The 17,400-nt window shown below is 64.8% G+C and carries 15 protein-coding genes; 8 read left to right on the top strand and 7 right to left on the bottom strand.

Annotated elements, in window-relative coordinates; all coding sequences use genetic code 11:
• The first annotated feature begins 19 nt into the window (after positions 1-19).
• Positions 20-1,543 carry an acetaldehyde dehydrogenase ExaC gene (gene exaC / locus ARADN35_RS0123585; RefSeq protein WP_010466565.1) on the top strand — a complete coding sequence of 508 codons (1,524 nt, stop codon included), beginning with the start codon at positions 20-22 and terminating at the stop codon, positions 1,541-1,543.
• A 175-nt stretch (positions 1,544-1,718) separates the two neighbouring features.
• The gene (locus tag ARADN35_RS0123580) at positions 1,719-2,096 is read left to right on the top strand and encodes a DUF779 domain-containing protein (RefSeq protein WP_010466563.1); all 378 of its coding nucleotides are present in this window, start codon (positions 1,719-1,721) and stop codon (positions 2,094-2,096) included.
• Positions 2,097-2,114: 18 nt separating this feature from the next.
• Here the strand turns inward: ARADN35_RS0123580 and ARADN35_RS0123575 are convergent, their stop codons facing one another.
• The 6 genes from ARADN35_RS0123575 to ARADN35_RS0123550 form a co-directional block, all read right to left on the bottom strand.
• Positions 2,115-3,140, bottom strand: a complete 1,026-nt coding sequence (locus ARADN35_RS0123575; RefSeq protein WP_029414346.1) for an SDR family oxidoreductase — start codon at positions 3,138-3,140, stop codon at positions 2,115-2,117.
• 217 nt (positions 3,141-3,357) lie between these two features.
• Entirely contained in the window at positions 3,358-3,570 is a 213-nt protein-coding gene (locus ARADN35_RS0123570) for a hypothetical protein (RefSeq protein ID WP_010466559.1), read from the bottom strand.
• A 492-nt stretch (positions 3,571-4,062) separates the two neighbouring features.
• Positions 4,063-5,334 (bottom strand): benzoyl-CoA 2,3-epoxidase subunit BoxA, encoded by a 1,272-nt coding sequence (gene boxA / locus ARADN35_RS0123565; RefSeq protein ID WP_010466557.1) that lies wholly within the window; start codon positions 5,332-5,334, stop codon positions 4,063-4,065.
• Between the two features lie 148 nt (positions 5,335-5,482).
• Positions 5,483-6,910, bottom strand: coding sequence for a benzoyl-CoA 2,3-epoxidase subunit BoxB (gene boxB, locus ARADN35_RS0123560; protein WP_010466555.1), 1,428 nt, complete (start codon positions 6,908-6,910; stop codon positions 5,483-5,485).
• Between the two features lie 104 nt (positions 6,911-7,014).
• The gene (gene boxC, locus ARADN35_RS0123555; RefSeq protein ID WP_010466553.1) at positions 7,015-8,679 is read right to left on the bottom strand and encodes a 2,3-epoxybenzoyl-CoA dihydrolase; all 1,665 of its coding nucleotides are present in this window, start codon (positions 8,677-8,679) and stop codon (positions 7,015-7,017) included.
• Between the two features lie 165 nt (positions 8,680-8,844).
• Positions 8,845-9,786 (bottom strand): helix-turn-helix transcriptional regulator, encoded by a 942-nt coding sequence (locus ARADN35_RS0123550; RefSeq protein ID WP_010466551.1) that lies wholly within the window; start codon positions 9,784-9,786, stop codon positions 8,845-8,847.
• Between the two features lie 252 nt (positions 9,787-10,038).
• On the opposite strand from ARADN35_RS0123550, the gene ARADN35_RS0123545 reads away from it, so the two are divergent.
• The 4 genes from ARADN35_RS0123545 to ARADN35_RS0123530 all read left to right on the top strand — a co-directional run bounded on the left by ARADN35_RS0123545 (position 10,039) and on the right by ARADN35_RS0123530 (position 14,532).
• Entirely contained in the window at positions 10,039-10,506 is a 468-nt protein-coding gene (locus ARADN35_RS0123545) for a 4-hydroxylaminobenzoate lyase (protein WP_010466549.1), read from the top strand.
• A gap of 62 nt (positions 10,507-10,568) precedes the next feature.
• Entirely contained in the window at positions 10,569-12,119 is a 1,551-nt protein-coding gene (locus ARADN35_RS0123540) for a 3,4-dehydroadipyl-CoA semialdehyde dehydrogenase (RefSeq protein ID WP_010466548.1), read from the top strand.
• A gap of 38 nt (positions 12,120-12,157) precedes the next feature.
• A complete protein-coding gene (locus ARADN35_RS0123535; RefSeq protein ID WP_010466546.1) occupies positions 12,158-13,708 on the top strand; it encodes a benzoate-CoA ligase family protein in 1,551 nt (516 codons plus the stop codon).
• The gene (locus ARADN35_RS0123530) at positions 13,705-14,532 is read left to right on the top strand and encodes an alpha/beta fold hydrolase (protein ID WP_010466544.1); all 828 of its coding nucleotides are present in this window, start codon (positions 13,705-13,707) and stop codon (positions 14,530-14,532) included. Before ARADN35_RS0123535 ends, ARADN35_RS0123530 begins: the two co-directional genes overlap by 4 nt.
• A gap of 81 nt (positions 14,533-14,613) precedes the next feature.
• On the opposite strand, the gene ARADN35_RS0123525 is transcribed toward ARADN35_RS0123530, so the two are convergent.
• Positions 14,614-15,306, bottom strand: a complete 693-nt coding sequence (locus ARADN35_RS0123525; protein ID WP_010466542.1) for a Crp/Fnr family transcriptional regulator — start codon at positions 15,304-15,306, stop codon at positions 14,614-14,616.
• 130 nt (positions 15,307-15,436) lie between these two features.
• Between ARADN35_RS0123525 and ARADN35_RS0123520 the strand changes: the two genes are divergently transcribed.
• Positions 15,437-16,357, top strand: a complete 921-nt coding sequence (locus tag ARADN35_RS0123520) for a beta-keto acid cleavage family enzyme (protein WP_010466540.1) — start codon at positions 15,437-15,439, stop codon at positions 16,355-16,357.
• 40 nt (positions 16,358-16,397) lie between these two features.
• Positions 16,398-17,390, top strand: coding sequence for a Bug family tripartite tricarboxylate transporter substrate binding protein (locus tag ARADN35_RS0123515; protein ID WP_010466539.1), 993 nt, complete (start codon positions 16,398-16,400; stop codon positions 17,388-17,390).
• The last annotated feature ends 10 nt before the right edge of the window (positions 17,391-17,400 follow it).

Below are 17,400 nucleotides of genomic sequence, written 5' to 3'. Positions count from 1 at the left end.
TCCACCGGAGACAGACAACATGACCGTTTACGCAGCCCCCGGCGCCGCTGGCGCCAAGATCGCCTACCAAGCCCAGTACAACAACTTCATCGGCGGCAAATTTGTGGCCCCGGTCAAGGGCCAGTACTTCGACGTGATCTCGCCGGTGAACGGCAAGGTCTACACCCAGGCCGCCCGCTCCACTGCCGAAGACATCGAGCTGGCGCTGGACGCCGCGCATGCCGCTGCCGATGCCTGGGGCAAGACCGACGCCGCCACGCGCGGCAACATCCTGCTGAAAATTGCCGACCGCATTGAGCAGAACCTGGAGCTGCTGGCCTATGCCGAAACCGTGGACAACGGCAAGGCGATCCGCGAGACGCTGAACGCCGACATCCCGCTCACCGTGGACCACTTCCGCTACTTTGCAGGCTGCGTGCGTGCGCAGGAAGGCGCCCTCTCCAACATCGATGAGAACACCGTGGCGTACCACATCCAGGAGCCGCTGGGCGTGGTGGGCCAGATCATTCCGTGGAACTTCCCCATCCTGATGGCGGCCTGGAAGCTGGCCCCTGCGATTGGCGCGGGCAACTGCGTGGTGCTCAAGCCTGCAGAGTCCACGCCCATCTCCATCCTGATCCTGGCTGAGTTGATCGCTGACCTGCTGCCGCCCGGCGTGCTCAACATCGTCAACGGTTTCGGCCGCGAGGCGGGTATGCCGCTGGCCACCAGCAAGCGCATTGCCAAGATCGCCTTCACCGGCTCCACCAGCACCGGCCGCGTGATCGCGCAGGCCGCCGCCAACAACCTCATCCCCGCCACGCTGGAGTTGGGTGGCAAGAGCCCCAATGTGTTCTTCGCCGACATCATGGACAAGGACGACGCCTTCCTGGACAAGGCCGTCGAAGGCCTGGTGCTGTTCGCGTTCAACCAGGGCGAGGTCTGCACTTGCCCGTCGCGTGCGCTGATCCAGGAATCCATCTACGACAAGTTCATGGAACGTGTCTTGAAGCGCGTAGCCGCCATCAAGCACCAGAACCCGCTCGACACCGACAGCATGATGGGCGCGCAGGCCAGCAAGGAGCAGCTCACCAAGATCCTGTCGTACCTCGACCTGGGCAAGCAGGAAGGCGCCGAAGTGCTGGCCGGTGGCGGCCAGGCCCACCTGGGCGGCGACCTGGAAGGCGGTTACTACGTGCAGCCCACGCTGTTCAAGGGCCACAACAAGATGCGCATCTTCCAGGAGGAAATCTTCGGCCCCGTGCTGGCCGTGACCACGTTCAAGGACGAGGCCGAGGCCCTGGCGATCGCCAACGACACGCTGTACGGCCTGGGCGCCGGGGTGTGGAGCCGCAACGGCAACGTGGCCTACCGCATGGGCCGCGCCATCAAGGCCGGGCGGGTGTGGACCAACTGCTACCACGCGTACCCGGCGCACGCAGCGTTTGGTGGGTACAAGGAATCGGGCATCGGGCGCGAGACGCACAAGATGATGCTGGACCACTACCAGCAGACCAAGAACCTGCTCGTGAGCTACTCAGAAAACAAACTCGGCTTCTTCTGATTTGGTGGGTTGTGGCCCACAGAACGCCGCTGGCGTGGTTGCACCGTCTTGCCGTGGCGCTGCCACTGTCTGCGACGACGCGCCTAGCCATCGACGCTCTGTGAACCACCGTGACGCTACTGCGAAATTACTTTCGGCACAGCAGCGTTTTTTGTCGGCACATCAGGAGAGCACCATGGTCGAAAGAGTCATTGCCACCGACGCGGCGCTTGCGCTGATTGCGCAGCTGCAGGCGCAGCATGGCAGCGTGATGTTCCACCAGTCGGGCGGCTGCTGCGACAACAGTGCGGCCAATTGCTATCTGCCTACCGATCTGACCATTGGGGCGGGGGATGTTTTGCTGGGGCATGTGGGCGGCGCGCCGTTTTACATCGGTAAATCGCAGTACGAATACTGGAAGCACACGCAGCTCATCCTGGATGTGATCGACGGGCACGGCGGCACGTTTTCGCTGGAAGGCAGCACCGGCAAGGCTTTCCATACCCGCTCGCGCCTGTTCACGGATGAGGAATGGGCCGGGATTGAACCGCTGGCCACCCGGGATCTGGCGTGATGCGCGGCTGTGCTCTCTTCACGCGCCGTCGCCGGCGTTGCCCGTGATCGGCAGCACGGTGCCGGTGATGTAGCTGGAGCAGCATGGTGCCGCAAGGAACACGTAGGCGGGTGAAATCTCCTCAGGCTGGGCCGGGCGTCCCAGGTGGGTCTTTGCGCCAAATTTCGCGATGTCCTCTGGCGCCTTGTCCGCTGGGTTGAGCGGAGTCCATACCGGCCCGGGGGCGACAGCGTTCACGCGGATGCCTTGGTCGGCCAGGTTGTGGGCCAGGGCCTTGGTGAACGCATGGATGGCCCCCTTGGTGGCCGAGTAGTCGATCAGTTCCTTGCTGCCGCGCAACCCGGTGACGGAGCCGGTGTTGATGATCGAGTCACCCCGGTGCAGGTGTGGCAGGGCTGCCTTGGCCATGTGGAAGTAACCGTAGATATTGGTCTGGAACGTTTCGTCAAAACGCTCTGCCGTCAGTTCTTCAAGGGATGCCGCATGCTCCTGGAACGCCGCGTTGTTGACCAGCACATTGAGCTTACCAAACGCTTTGACCACCTGCCGCACGGCATCGGCGCAGTACGCGGCGTCTTTGACGTCGCCGGGGATCAGAATGCACCGACCACCTTCGGCCTCCACCAGCTGGCGTGTCTGCTCGGCGTCTTCGTGTTCCGCCAGGTACGCAATGGCAACGTTCGCGCCCTCGCGGGCAAAAAGTACGGCAACCGCGCGGCCAATGCCTGAGTCGCCGCCGGTGATCAGGGTAGAGAACCCTTTGAGTTTTTCGCTGCCCCGGTAGTGGACTGCCTCGAACTTGGGCTGGAGTTCCATGTCGGCCTCAAGGCCTGGTTTGGTGAGGTGCTGGTTGGGCAGCGGAGGTGCCGGTTCCGCGTGACCTGGCCCCGGTGCCCGTGGACTTCCTTTGCCTTTCGCGGGTTGTGGCTTGCTCTTTGGCGGCTTGCCTGCGTCGTGGCGGTCCTGCTCGGCCTGGATTCGCCTCTGTTTCTGGACCGTTGCACGGGCCGCCGTGTCAGTGGAGGGCGTCTTGGAGGTTTTCATGAGAGAGGGGGCTGGCTGAATGCAAGAAAAGACAAGCGGTGGTGCGGTGCACTGAATGCCGGCTGCTGGACGGTCAAAAAAAGAGGCCGCGCTGCTCTCGGGTTGGAGGCAGGGCGGCCCGAGGTCACAAGGAGGATGCGAAACCACCGGCTTGCAGCTCGGCGTGCGCTCCTCCTGTAGCCTGTGTCAGTCTCGCGGCATGGCAGCGGCCAGCGGATCAGCGTTGGTTCTGGGGAGTACGGCGGGAAGAATCTCCGTGCTGCTCACGGTTTCCCTGGTTGCCGCTGGAACCCGAACGGTCGGTCTGCCCCTGCTGGCGGTTGCTGGATGGGTCGGTGCTCTGCTCGGCCTGGCGGCTGCCCTGGTTCTTGCGCTGGGAGTCGCTGTTGTCGGTGTGCTGGTTCTGGCCTTGGGGGTTGTTGCTGGACATGGATATCTCCCGGTGAAAGAAAGAGGAAAAATATGCACACGGGGGCCGTGTGTGAATTCATTCTCAAAATGCACCAGCACAATTTCTGTAGTCCCTGTCCTATAGGGGGGTCGGCTTATTTCCACCTGCCGTAAGCAGACGCACGCCATGTTTCAGCATCTTTCAAGGCGCGCAAAAGTGTGCGGAGCGTGAGATCTTTCTGGACGCCGCTGGCGCAGTGCAGTGCCCTGTCTTGGCAGGGAGGGCGTGGTGCGTGGAGGAAAGTGCGTCGTTTGGGGGATGGGGAAGAGGCATTCTTCCCCGACTTTTCCCAACCGCAGCGGGCACGGGGGAAACTTTGATGCTATAAAAATGATAGCTTATTGCGCTTATCCATCAAGCGCTAGGGCCTCATTCCCCTCAAAATTTTGTGCGCACTCCCACCAAGCTGGAGGCACACGACCCCAAGCCTGCTTCCATTGCCGTCAGCCCACGGGCCGGCAGCGTTGCGGGTCAGTAGGTCTCCAGGTGCAACCGTCCTTCGCGCTGGAGGGCAGCGCCCACTGTGTCCCAATCCAGGCCTGCTTCGCTGGCGATGTCGCGCAGGGCGATCACCACGCCTTCTTCCATGCTCTTGAGGCCACACACATAGAAGTGGCTGCTGTCGTCGCGCAGCAGCGCGGCCAGGTCGGCAGCGCGTTCGCGCATCAGGTCCTGCACATAACGTTTGGGTTGCCCGGCCGTGCGCGAGAACGCCAGATTGATGTCGATGAAATCCTTGGGCAGGTTTTGCAGCGGGCCAAAGTACGGCAGCTCCTGCTGGGTGCGCGCGCCGAAGAACAGCATCAGCTTGCCGCCCTCGAACTTGCCGCTGTTGCGCAGGCGCCGGCGCCACTCGGTCATCGCGCGCATGGGCGCGCTGCCGGTACCGGTGCAGATCATCACGATGTGCGAGCGCGGGTGGTTGGGCATGAGGAACGAGCTGCCGAACGGCCCCACCACCTGCACCTGGTCCCCCACCTTCAGGTCGCAGATGTAGTTGGACGCGATGCCGCGCACGGGGTTGCCGTCGTGGTCGGTGGTTACGCGCTTCACGGTCAGCGCCAGGTTGTTGTAGCCGGGCCGCTCACCATTGCGCGGGCTGGCCACGGAGTATTGGCGCGCATGGTGCGCCTTGCCGAGCGCGTCGGTGCCGGGCGGGATGATGCCGATGGACTGCCCCTCCAGCACCGGGAACGGCATGCTTCCGAAGTCGAGCACCACGTGGTGGGTCTCGCTCTCAAAGCCCGCCTCGGTGCAGTTGAAGTTGCCCACCACGGTGGCGGTGGTGGGGCTCCTGGGGGGGAACAGGTTGGTGTAGGGGTGTGCGGCTGACCAGGGCGGTACCGTGGCGCCGTACTGGGCAGAACGAAACACCTGCGTGCCAGGCTCCACGGCCGCCGCAGGTGCGGACGGTTGCGCTGCATCCCCGGTGGAGGGCGCCAGGCCATCGGCGGCCAGTTCATCGGGCGTGAGTTCGGGCGGCAGCTCTTCCCAGGTGAGCTGTTCTTCGATGCTGTAGGCACGTGCCAGCGGCATGGTGCGCCAGTTGTCGATGGAGCCCGTGGGGCAGGGCGAGATGCAGGCCATGCAGCCGTTGCACACATCCGCCCGCACGACGTAGTTGTTGTCGTCGTGCGTGATGGCGCCCACCGGGCAGGTCGCCTCGCAGGTGTTGCAGCGGATGCAGATCTCGGGGTCGATCAGGTGCTGCTTGATGACGGCGGCGTCGACGGCCATGTCCATGGTGTTCTCCTGAAGGCCTCGCGGTAGTGACGTGGTTTGTACCGGGAGGCGGGCGGGGTGCGCTATCGGCAAATACGTGGGGTCCCCGGCCCATGGGGCCCCGCCTTGGGGCAGCGGGGTTGCGGTGGCGTGTTGGTGAGTGGGCGGATCAGCCGAAGCGGACGTATTCGAAGTCGACCGGCTGGCGGTTGATGCCCATGACGGGCGGCGCGATCCAGCCCGCAAACTTGCCGGGCTCCACCACGCGGCCCATCAGCGACGCGACAAAGGCAAAGTCCTCCGGGGTGGGCAGCCACTCGGCCTTGCGTGCGGCCCATTCCACGTCGCTCACCACGCGGCCGTCGGGCGACATCTTGATGCCGGCCAGCGCACCGATCTGGCGGTTGAAGGCCTTGTGCGGCACCGACAGGCGCGTGGGGATGCCGGCTTTTTCCAGCACCTTGTTCCAGCGGCCCACGCCGGCCATCGAGTCCTTGATGAAGTCGTCGCGCAGCACCTCGTTCAGGGCGTTGAGCATGGGCACGTCCTTTTCCAGCAGCTGGCCGTCCTTGACCTCCAGCACCTTGTACGTCTGCCCTTTGAGGATGTGGTCGTCCGTGCGCTTGCCTTCTTCGTAGCGGCCCTTGAGGCCCGAGCTGTAGAAGATGGCCGCATTGCTCGACTGGTCGGCGCCGAACAGGTCGATGGTGACGCTGTAGTGGAAGTTCAGGTAGCGCTGCACCGTGCCCAGGTCGATGGCACCGGCGGCGCGCACCTTGGCCGGGTCGTCGGTTTTCAGCTCGTTCATCACCTGCGCGGTGCGCGCCAGCACGCGCGAGACGCCCGACTCGCCCACGAACATGTGGTGGGCTTCCTCGGTCAGCATGAACTTGGTGGTGCGGGCCAGCGGGTCGAAGGCGCTTTCGGCCAGGGCCGAGAGCTGGAACTTGCCGTCGCGGTCGGTGAAGTAGGTGAACATGAAGAACGCCAGCCAGTCGGGTGTCTTCTCGTTGAAGGCGCCCAGGATGCGCGGGTTGTCCACGTCGCCCGAGGTGCGCTGCAGCAGCGCCTCGGCCTCCTCGCGTCCGTCGCGGCCGAAGTGCTTGTGCAGCAAATACACCATGGCCCACAGGTGGCGGCCTTCTTCCACATTGATCTGGAACAGGTTGCGCAGGTCGTACATGCTGGGCGCGGTGAGGCCCAGGTGGCGCTGCTGCTCCACCGACGCGGGCTCGGTGTCGCCCTGCGTCACGATGATGCGGCGCAGGTTGGCGCGGTGCTCGCCGGGCACGTCCTGCCAGGCCTTCTCGCCCTTGTGGTCGCCAAAATGGATCTCGCGGTTGGCGTCACCCGGGTTCAGGAAGATGCCCCAGCGGTAGTCGCGCATCTTCACGTGGCCGAACTGTGCCCAGCCCTGCGGGTCCACGCTCACGGCGGTGCGCAGGTAGACCTCGTGGTCGGTCGAGCCCTCGGGGCCCACGTCGTCCCACCAGTTGATGAAGTTGGGCTGCCAGCCCTCGAGCGCGCGCTGCAGCGTGCGGTCTTCGCCCAGGTTGACGTTGTTGGGGATCTTCTCGCTGTAGTTGATGCTGCTCATGGATGTCTCCTAGTTGGATGGAAAACCGGCTACCCGTTCGGCCTGAGCTTGTCGAAGGCTTGCGCGGGGCTTTGACTGGCTCAGCCTGAACGGACTGGGTGGGGCTAGACGCGGTTCAAGTCGAATCCGGCCTTCTGGCCCGTGCCATAGACCTTGAGCGCGCCCTTCTCGCCCACGGCGTTCGGGCGGTTGAAGATCCAGTTCTGCCAGGCGGTCAGGCGGCCAAAGATGCGGGTGTTCATGTTTTCCTTGCTGGCAAAGCGCAGGTTGGCTTCCAGCCCGGTGAGGGAGTCGGGCGACATGGCGGCGCGCTCTTCGATGGCGATGCGGATTTCGTCGTCCCAGTCGATGTCGTCCGGGGCGGCCGTCACCAAGCCCAGGGCCAGCGCGGCGTCGGCGTCGAGTGCCTGGCCAGCGGCGGCGCGTGCGGCCTCCAGCGGTGCGGCTTCTTCATAGAAGCGGCGCTGCAAGCGGCTCTGGTCGTTCACCATGGGCAACAGGCCGAAGTTGAATTCGTTGAGCGTGATCTTGGGCGCGCGCTCCGCATCGTCCGGCAGGGCCAGCATGTAGGTGCGGTCGGCGGCCAGCGCCAGTTCGGCCAGCGATCCGGCAAACGCCGAGCCCGACTCCACCAGCGCGAACAGGCTGCGCGAGGACACGTCCAGCCGCGCGAACGTACGGCGCAGCGCGCCGATGGTTTCGCGCACCAGCCAGTGGTCCTGGTGGGCGATCAGCGTGGCGTCGCTGGCCAGCACGGCCTGGGCGTCGCCCTCGGTCTTGAGCAGCCAGGTGCCGATGTCGAGTTCGTTGGTGCGCAGGTTCAGGATGGCGTCGTCCAGTTGGCGTGTCAAGGCCAGCGGCCACCAGGCGGCGCCCGCAGACTCGATGCCGGCGATGTCCGTGGGTTGCGCGCCGGTGGGCGCCTTCAGCGTGAGCGTGGCTGTGCGGCGGGTGCGGTCGATGTCGACGCTGACATGGGCGTAGCGCAGGCTGTCGGCGCTTTCTTCGCGCTCCACGCGGGTCAGGGCCACGCCCTGTGCGCTGGCGGGTCGGGGACTGCCTTCGGCCAGCCGTGCAGCGGTTTCATTCACGGTGGCCGCGAACTGTGCGGGCTTGGCGATGCGGTCCACCAGGCGCCAGTCCACCGCGCGCTGGCCGCGCACGCCTTCCACGCTGGTGCAGAAGATGTCGGCCAGGTCGTGGCGCACATGGCGCTTGTCGGTCACGCGGGTCAGGCCGCCGGTACCGGGCAGCACGCCCAGGAGCGGCACTTCAGGCAGCGACACGGCCGACGAGCGGTCGTCCACCAGCACGATTTCGTCGCAGGCCAGAGCCAGCTCGTAGCCGCCGCCCGCGCAGGCGCCGTTCACGGCGGCGACAAATTTCAGGCCTGAGTGCTTGGAGGAGTCCTCGATGCCATTGCGGGTCTCGTTGGTGAACTTGCAGAAGTTCACCTTCCAGGCGTGGCTGGAGACACCCAGCATGAAGATGTTGGCGCCCGAGCAGAAGATGCGGTCCTTGGCGCTGGTGACGATGACGGTGCGCACGCCCGGGTGCTCGAAGCGTACGCGGTTGAGCGCGTCGTGCAGCTCGATGTCCACGCCCAGGTCGTAGCTGTTGAGCTTGAGCTTGTAGCCGGGGCGGATGCCGCCGTCTTCGGCAATGTCGAGCGACAGGCGCGCCACAGAGCCCTCCACCGCCAGTGTCCAGTGGCGGTATTGGGTGGGGTCGGTGCGGTAGTCCACGCGGGTGGGGGCTGGTGTGGTCATGGGGTCTCCATCCATCTGCTAACAGGAATAATAATGCATAAATCGATTGATTGATGTGCATCATCGTGCATGTCATTGGGCGTGTCAATGCATGTGGATGTTTTTTGCAGATTTTTTTGGGGTGCCCCGGTTGAGGCTCCAAGCCCGGGGACCCGTAGAAGGGAGTCAGCCTGGCCGGGTGGTCATCAGTTTGCGCACCCCGGTGCGCAATTGCTGCAGGCTGTTTTCCAGGCTGCTTCCGGAGGTGTCGATGGTGAGGTCGGCTTTGGAATAGAAGGCCGCGCGGCCTTCCAGGATGCGGCGCAGGTCGTCCATGGCCTCCTTGCTGGCGGCCATGGGGCGCATGTCGCCCTGTGCCAGCACGCGCCCCATGTGTTCCTCGGGCGCGGCGCGCAGCCACACGGTGGTGCAGTGCGCCAGCAGTTCGTTGAAGGTGGCGGGGTCCGACACGATGCCACCGGGTGTGGCGATCACCACTTCGCTGTGGATCTGCACGGTTTCTTCGAGTGCGCGGCGTTCGTAGCGGCGGTAGGCCGTGGTGCCGTACAGGTCGTGGATTTCCCGCACGCTGCAGCCCGCCAGGGTTTCGATCTCGCGGCTCAGCTCAATAAAGGGCACGTCAAGGTCGCGCGCCAGCAAGGGCCCCAGTGTGGACTTGCCCGCACCCCGCAATCCGACGAGTGCGATGCGCCGGTGGCGTGCCGTGTCGCTGCCGCCGCCACTCAGCAGTTCGTGCAGCGCCAGCCGCGCGCGGCGCAGCTCGGGTTCGCTGCGGTGCTCCAGCAACTCCCGGATCAGCAGCCATTCTGGCGAGCGGGTGGTGAAGTCGCCCACCAGCTCAGCCAGCGGGCAGTGCAGGGCGCCAGCCACCTGTTGAAGTACCAGGATAGATGCGTTGCCGGTGCCGTATTCGAGGTTGGCCAGGTGCCGCTCGGACACATCGGCCGCCACCGCGACAGCCTTGCGCGTGAGGCCGCGCTGCGCGCGCAGGTTGCGCACGCGCTCGCCTAAGGCGACGAGCAGAGGGTTCTTGGCTTCTTCCGTAGCACCCAGCATGTTCTCGGCAGGCGTGGAGAGCGCGGTTTCTGCGTCTTCTTGTTCGTTCATGCCATCTTTCTTGGAACAGGTTCTTACAGCCCATTGGCGGGTATTGGCGGGTGGGGCATGTTCAGGGGCTCCTCACCAAGGCGCTTCTGCACCGCTCGGGCTAAATAAAATTCATGCACTATAGTGCTTGACATTCATTCAATCATTACCTATTGTTCATGTGCAAGCAAAATACTGCACATCTGCAAAATCCACAAGGATACAGATCAAAAAGGTGTGCAGGCCCCCATTTTCCTAGCCCCACGAGAAGCCATGCCCCACAAAGCCGCATTTCATCAAGCCCTGGTGGATCTGACCGCGCAGATCGCCGGGCGGCCCCTGGATTCAGAACTGCAGGACTGGCTCAACCAGACCCACGGACCTGCCAGCACGGCCTATGCAAGGCTCAAGGCGGCCTGTGTGGTGGGTGTGGAAGAGGGTTGGCTGTGCGACCGGGAGGGCGGTGGCATCCGTTACGGCCGCGTCTTCAAGGCCGACGATGCGCTGAACCGCTTTTCCGTGGATGTGGTGGACATGCAGGACATTGCGGGCCCCCACCACAGCCATCCCCTGGGGGAAATCGATTTGATCATGCCACTCACGGGCGGAGCCACCTTTGACGGGCATCCTGCTGGGTGGTGCGTCTATCCACCGGGCAGCGCCCACCGCCCCACGGTGGCCCAAGGGCGTGCATTGGTGCTCTATCTGCTGCCGGAAGGGCAGATCCAGTTCACGCGCTGAAGCGGACCCTCCATTCCGGCGCCGACCCGTTTTGCCTATCCCCTATTTTTTGAAAGACCTGCATGACTGAACTCCTGGCCAACTTTGCCGCTGGCCGCTGGCAAACCGGAAACGGCCCGGGCACGGTGCTCAGCGACCCGGTGTTGGGCGATGCGCTGGTGCGCGTCGATTGCACCGGGCTGGATCTGCGGGAAGCCTTCGCCTTTGCCCGGGACCGGGGCGGTCCCGCCTTGCGGGCCATGACCTACCGCGAGCGGGCTGCCCTGTTGGCCGCCGTGGTGAAGGTGTTGCAGGCACACCGTGAGAGTTACTACGACATTGCAACCGCCAACTCTGGCACGGTGAAGAACGATTCGGCGGTGGACATTGACGGCGGTATCTTCACGCTGGGCCAGTACGCCAAGTGGGGCGATGCGCTGGGCGATGTGCGCGCGCTGCGCGATGGCGACGCGGTCAAGCTGGGCAAGGAACCGGCCTTTTTGTCGCAGCACCTGCAGGTGCCGGCGCGCGGCGTGGCGCTGTTCATCAACGCCTTCAACTTTCCGGCCTGGGGGCTGTGGGAAAAGGCGGCGCCTGCGCTGCTGTCTGGTGTCCCGGTGATCGTGAAGCCCGCCACGGCGACAGCCTGGCTCACGCAGCGCATGGTGAAGGATGTGATCGATGCGGGCGTGTTGCCTGTGGGGGCGCTGTCAGTCATTGCAGGCAGCTCGGCGGGTTTGATGGACCAGCTGCAGCCTTTCGACATGGTCTCTTTCACGGGCTCTGCGGAAACTGCGGGCGTCATCCGGTCGCACCCGGCCGTGGCGCACCGCTCGGTGCGGGCCAACATCGAGGCCGACAGCCTCAACTCGGCCCTCTTGCTGCCCGACGCAGCCGTGGGCAGCGATGCCTTCAACCTGCTGGTGCGCGAGGTGGTGCGCGAGATGACGGTCAAGTCCGGGCAGAAATGCACGGCGATCCGCCGTATCCTGGTGCCCGCTGCGGTGTATGACGCTGCGGCCGAGGCCATCGGTGCCAAGCTGGCAGGTATCAGCGTGGGCAACCCGCGCAACGAGAGTGTGCGCATGGGCTCCTTGGTCAGCGCTGCGCAGCTGCGCGCGGTGCGCGAAGGCCTGGCCACATTGGGCGCCCACACCGACATGCTGCACGACGGCCGTGCCCGGCCGCTGGTGGATGCAGACCCTGCCGTGGCGGCCTGCATGGGTCCGGTGCTGCTGGGCGCGCGCGATGCCGATGCGGCATCTGCTGTGCATGACATGGAAGTATTCGGCCCCGTCGCCACGCTGCTGCCCTATCGCGATATGGACCATGGCCTGGCGCTGGCGCACCGGGGCCAGGGTTCGCTGGTGACCTCGCTTTTTGGCGCTGACGAGGCAGCCCTGGCGGATGCGGCCGTTCAGCTGGCTGCCAGCCACGGGCGCGTGCATGTGGTCACACCCGATGTGGCGCAGACCCACACAGGGCACGGCAATGTGATGCCCATGTCGCAGCATGGTGGCCCGGGGCGCGCCGGCGGCGGTGCAGAGCTGGGTGGCCTGCGCGCGCTCGACTTCTACCACCAGCGCAGTGCCGTGCAGGGCAGCCCGGGTGTGCTGGCATCGCTCGGTCTTTGATGCCTGCGAATCCCCCAGAACAACACGGAGACATCCCCATGACCAGCCTGCCAGAGCGGTTCAATTTCGCGGAGCATCTGTTCCACATGAACCGGGCGCACGCTGAGCGCACGGCCTACATCGACGACCGGGGCCGCCTGAGCTATGGCGATCTCGAAGACCGTGCCCGGCGGCTTGCGAGCGTGTTGGTGGAGGCAGGGGTGCGGCGCGAAGAGCGTGTGTTGCTGCTGATGCACGACACCAGCGACTGGCCGGTTTGCTTTCTGGGCTGCCTGTACGCAGGGGCTGTGCCGGTGGCCGTCAATACCTTGCTGACGGCGGATGACTATGCCTACATGCTCGCGCACAGCCGGGTGCAGGCGGCGCTGGTGTCGGGGGCCTTGTTGCCCATTCTGTCCGAGGCCATGGCGCGCGGCCCCCACGAAGTGGGCACGCTGCTGGTATCGCTGCCGGTGGGCAAGCTGCACGCGGGCGCCCGAGATATGGAGGCTGCCCTGAACAGTGCATCGCCGCTGGCAGTGCCCGCGCTCACCGGGCCGGACGACCCAGGCTTCTGGCTTTACTCGTCGGGCTCCACAGGCAAGCCCAAGGGTACGGTGCACACCCACGGCAACCTGTGGTGGACGGCCGAGCTGTATGGCAAGCCCGTGCTGGGCCTCACCCCCCAGGACATCTGTTTCTCAGCGGCCAAGCTGTACTTTGCCTATGGCCTGGGCAATGCGCTCACCTTCCCTCTGTCCGTGGGGGCCACTGTGGTGCTGATGGCCGAACGCCCCACGCCCGACGCCACCTTCAAGCGCTGGGTGGACCACCAGCCCACAGTTTTTTTTGGAGCCCCCACAGGCTTCGCGGGCATGCTCGCATCGCCCCGGCTGCCAGCGCGTGCGTCGGTGGCGCTGCGCATGTGTTCGTCGGCGGGCGAGGCGCTGCCCGCGGAGATTGCGCAGCGCTTCAAGGCGCACTTTGGCTGCGACATCATCGATGGCATTGGCTCCACCGAGATGCTGCACATCTTCCTGTCCAACCGCCCCGGCGACATCCGCTATGGCACCACCGGCAAGCCCGTACCGGGCTACGAGGTCGAGTTGCGTGGCGAAGACGGCCAGAGCGTGCCCGATGGCGAGGTGGGCGACCTCTACATTCGGGGCCCCAGCGCGGCTTTGATGTACTGGAACAACCGCGAGAAGACGCGCGACACCTTCCAGGGCGGGTGGACCAAAAGCGGCGACAAGTACGTGCGCGACGCGGAGGGTTACTACACCTACGCGGGCCGCAGCGACGACATGCTCAAGGTCAGCGGCATCTATGTCTCTCCGTTCGAGGTGGAGGCCACGCTGATGCAGCACACTGCCGTGCTGGAGGCGGCTGTGATCGGCAAGCAGGACGCGGACGGCCTCACCAAGACCAAGGCATTCGTGGTGCTCAAGGACGGCAAGGCCGCGACGCAGGACGAGCTCAAGGCCTTTGTGAAGGAAAAACTCGCGCCCTACAAGTACCCGCGTTTCATCGAGTTTGTGCCAGAGCTGCCCAAGACCGCCACGGGCAAGATCCAGCGTTTCAGGCTGCGTGAGCTGGAGGCCAGGGCGTGAACGGCGTTGTCAGCGGGAGTACACGCGGGGGCAGCGAATTTGCCGCCATCGATTGGCGAGGCCGGTCGCTACAGGTGGAATACCAGTGGATCGCGCCAGAACGCCGTGCATCGCCCTTGATGGTGTTCCTGCACGAAGGGCTGGGATCGGTGGCGATGTGGAAGGATTTCCCGTACCAGCTGTGCGAGGCGGGGGGCTTTCGGGGGCTGGTGTTCTCAAGGCCTGGCTATGGGCGTTCCACCCCAAGGGCGCCCGAAGAAGCCTGGGGTGTGGACTTCATGCACCGGCAGGCGCAGGAGGTGCTGCCTGCATTCTTTGGGGCTTTGGGCATTGACGAGCCGCTCTGGCTTTTTGGCCACAGCGACGGCGCATCCATTGCCTTGCTGTATGCGTCGATATTCCCGCAGAGCGTCAGCGGCCTGGTGTTGCTGGCCCCCCACATCTTTGTGGAGGACGTGACCATCCAGAACATCGAGCAGGCGCGGGACGCCTACCAGACCACCGACCTGCCCGGCAGGCTGGGCCGCTACCACGGGGACCCGGACTCCGCCTTCTGGGGCTGGAACCGCATCTGGCTCGATCCGGCATTCCGCGCGTGGAACATCGAAACAGAGCTCGCGACCGTGCGCGCGCCCGTACTGGCCGTGCAGGGGCTGGACGACGAGTACGGCACGCTGGCCCAGATCCACGGCATTGCCGCCCGCGTGCCTGGAACGCAGTTGCTGGAACTGCCCGATTGCGCGCACTCACCCCACCGCGATCGTCCTGAAGACGTGATCGCAGCGACGATTGCGTTCGTGGCGGCTGCGGGCGGAACGCCATGAAGCTCCGATAGGTCTGCCGGTTGAGATCCACCGGTTCGCCTGGGGGCTGAGGTTTCCATGCCGTGCCCCGCGAACGTCGCCTCAATCGACCCTGCGGCGCAGTTCTTCCAAGTTCACCACGGTGATGCCGCCGTATTCGATCTGCAGTACGCCCGCAGCCTCCAGGCGCTTCAGTGCGGCGTTGCAGCGTTGACGCGAGACACCGGACAGGTTGGCGATTTCCTCCTGCGATACCTGCAGGTGGGGGTCACTGCCAGGGTGCAGCCAGGGGTGGAAAAGGCCTGCCAGCGCCCGTGCCACCTGGCTGTCGGTGTCCAGCAGATGGTGGGCCGTGAAATTGCCCAGGAACCAGTGCATGCGCTCATTGATCTGGCGCAGCAGGAAGTGGTCGAAACTGCGCTGGGTGGCGTGCAGCCATTGAAAGGTCTCCATCGGCAAGAGTGCGACCCGGCTGGGGCGCAGCGCAATGATGTCCGCCGTGCGCGGCACGCCGCGCAGCAGGGTACCTTCGCCAAACCAGCTGCCAGCAGAAAGGCCGCCCAGTGTGACCGAGCGCCCGTTGTCCGAGGTCACCGTCCACTTGAGCAGGCCCTCGATGGCGCCATACCAGTGCATGGGCATATCGCCGCGCCGGCACAGGGCACTTCCCTGGGCGACCTCGACTTCGCGCAGGTCGTCCATGACGCGTTGCTGCGCGCTGTCGTCCAGCAAGGGAAACCAGGCCGAGGTTTTCAGGAGATTGGCAACCGTGGGCGGCGCCAGTTTGACCAGCATGGGGTGGGGCTCCGGAGTGAAGGAGAAAGGCGTCCTCGTATACCCTGAGTCCAAATGTCATCGCGATGACTGAGTATGCAGGCGCCAAAAAAAATAATGGGTGCCTTACCATTTTCCACCAGTCCACGCCATGACCAAGCGCAAAGTCATCGTCACCGTAGCCCCCACCGGTGGCATGGCCCACAAGTCGCAGAACCCGCATCTGCCCACCCAGCCCGGCGAAATTGCCGATGACGTGGAGCGGTGCTGGAACGCAGGGGCCAGCGTGGCGGCCATCCATGCCCGGCGCCCCGACGGCGGCGCCACCTGCAACGCAGACATCTACCGTGACATCAACACCCGCATCCGGGCCAAAGGCTGCGACATCGTCATCAACAATTCCACCGGCGGTGGTGTGCATGGCGACATGGTGCGGCCCTTGTCCGGTGACCGCTGGGAGATCGCCTGGGAAGAGCGCATCAAGGGCATGGATGCGGGGGCCGAAATGTGCACCCTGGATGCCACCACCCTGAACCTGAGCTTTGACGGCCGCGAGATCCTCATGGACACCCCGCTCAGCAAAGGGCGCGAGCTGGCAATGGGCATGAAGGCGCGCGGCATCAAGCCCGAGTGGGAGGTGTTCAGCCCCACGCACATCCTGCAGGACACCACGACGCTGATCGAAGAAGGGCACGACGACGGGCCGCATTTCATCAACCTCGTGATGAACGTGCACCGCGCCTTCCAGAACGCCATGCCGTATTCGCCGCGCCACCTGCAGATGATGGTGGACACCTTGCCGCGCAACAGCATCTTTTGCGTGAGTGGCATCGGCCCCTCGCAGCTTGAAGCCAACGTGGCGGCGCTGCTATTGGGCGGGCATGCCCGTGTGGGGCTGGAAGACAACCTGTATTTCCGCCACGGAGAGCTGGCCACCAATGTGCAGTTGACGGAGCGCATCGTGCGCGTCATTCGCGAACTGGACATGGAGCCCGCCTCCCCTGCAGAAGCCCGTGCACTGATGGGACTGCCCCGCGCCGGTAGCGTTCGGCCCGCATTTGCCGTAGATTGAGTTGTTGCGATTTCACCCACCAAGAAAGAGGAGACAGATGATGCAGACACGCCGCCAATTCATGAACCACCTGGGTTATGCGACCGCGCTGGGGGCACTGGCTCCCTGGAGCGCCATGGCCCAGACTTTGGAGCAGGTCAAATTTTTCTACGGATTCCCGGCGGGCAGCGCGGGCGACAGCGTGGCGCGCCGGGTGGGCGAGAAGCTTGCCGGTTCGTCCTACACGCGCAATGCAGCTGTTGTGGAAAACAAGCCCGGTGCAGGCGGCCGCATTGCGCTGGAGTCGCTCAAGGGGGCTCCCGCCGATGGCAGCGTGCTCACGCTGTCTCCTTTTTCGTGCACCTCCATCTATCCGCACATCTACAGCAAACTCAGCTACGACCCGACGAAAGACTTCGTGCCGGTGTCCATCGCCGCTGTGATGCACCATGGGCTGGCCGTGGGGCCGCTGGTCCCGGCCTCGGTCAAAACAGTCAAGGACTTCCTGGCCTGGGCCAAGGCGAACCCGGGGCAGGCCAACTACGGCTCACCCGCCGCAGGCTCTACCCCCCATTTCATCGGCGCGCTGCTGGGCCTGAACAACGGCGTGGACTTGAAGCACGTGCCCTACCGAGGGTCCATCCCCGGTGTCACGGACGTGGTCGGCGGGCAGATTGCCTCGATGGTGACCCCGAGCGGCGACTTCATTCCCAACCACAAGGCTGGCAAGCTGCGGCTGATCGCGACCTCCGGGCAGGCTCGCTCACCGTTCTCGCCCGAGGTGCCCACGTTTGCGGAACAAGGCTTCCCCGAGCTCACCACCGAGGAATGGTTTGGCTTCTATGCACCCGCCAAGACACCTGCCAGCGTGGTTGCCGCTGCCAACACGGCCATCAATGCCGCGATCAAGGAGAAATCCGTGATTGACAGCCTGGCCGTGGTGGGCCTCATTGCCCGGGGCTCCACATCGGCTGAAATGGCGGCATCGCAGCAAGCAGAATTCGACCGCTGGGGTCCGCTGGTCAAGAAGATCGGCTTCACGGCAGAGTCTTGAAGGGCACCGA

The sequence above is a fragment of the Acidovorax radicis N35 genome, from assembly GCF_000204195.1.
Lineage (GTDB): Bacteria > Pseudomonadota > Gammaproteobacteria > Burkholderiales > Burkholderiaceae_C > Acidovorax > Acidovorax radicis.
Note: the sequence above shows the minus strand (reverse complement) of the source record. Positions and strands in the feature narration are given on the sequence as shown.

What these genes read in the sequence shown, in the direction of transcription:
- exaC (WP_010466565.1), top strand. Translation starts at nt 20, where the DNA reads ATGACCGTTTACGCAGCCCCCGGCGCCGCTGGCGCCAAGATCGCCTAC.
- ARADN35_RS0123580 (WP_010466563.1), top strand. Translation starts at nt 1,719, where the DNA reads ATGGTCGAAAGAGTCATTGCCACCGACGCGGCGCTTGCGCTGATTGCG.
- ARADN35_RS0123575 (WP_029414346.1), bottom strand. Translation starts at nt 3,140, where the DNA reads ATGAAAACCTCCAAGACGCCCTCCACTGACACGGCGGCCCGTGCAACG.
- ARADN35_RS0123570 (WP_010466559.1), bottom strand. Translation starts at nt 3,570, where the DNA reads ATGTCCAGCAACAACCCCCAAGGCCAGAACCAGCACACCGACAACAGC.
- boxA (WP_010466557.1), bottom strand. Translation starts at nt 5,334, where the DNA reads ATGGACATGGCCGTCGACGCCGCCGTCATCAAGCAGCACCTGATCGAC.
- boxB (WP_010466555.1), bottom strand. Translation starts at nt 6,910, where the DNA reads ATGAGCAGCATCAACTACAGCGAGAAGATCCCCAACAACGTCAACCTG.
- boxC (WP_010466553.1), bottom strand. Translation starts at nt 8,679, where the DNA reads ATGACCACACCAGCCCCCACCCGCGTGGACTACCGCACCGACCCCACC.
- ARADN35_RS0123550 (WP_010466551.1), bottom strand. Translation starts at nt 9,786, where the DNA reads ATGAACGAACAAGAAGACGCAGAAACCGCGCTCTCCACGCCTGCCGAG.
- ARADN35_RS0123545 (WP_010466549.1), top strand. Translation starts at nt 10,039, where the DNA reads ATGCCCCACAAAGCCGCATTTCATCAAGCCCTGGTGGATCTGACCGCG.
- ARADN35_RS0123540 (WP_010466548.1), top strand. Translation starts at nt 10,569, where the DNA reads ATGACTGAACTCCTGGCCAACTTTGCCGCTGGCCGCTGGCAAACCGGA.
- ARADN35_RS0123535 (WP_010466546.1), top strand. Translation starts at nt 12,158, where the DNA reads ATGACCAGCCTGCCAGAGCGGTTCAATTTCGCGGAGCATCTGTTCCAC.
- ARADN35_RS0123525 (WP_010466542.1), bottom strand. Translation starts at nt 15,306, where the DNA reads ATGCTGGTCAAACTGGCGCCGCCCACGGTTGCCAATCTCCTGAAAACC.
- ARADN35_RS0123520 (WP_010466540.1), top strand. Translation starts at nt 15,437, where the DNA reads ATGACCAAGCGCAAAGTCATCGTCACCGTAGCCCCCACCGGTGGCATG.
- ARADN35_RS0123515 (WP_010466539.1), top strand. Translation starts at nt 16,398, where the DNA reads ATGCAGACACGCCGCCAATTCATGAACCACCTGGGTTATGCGACCGCG.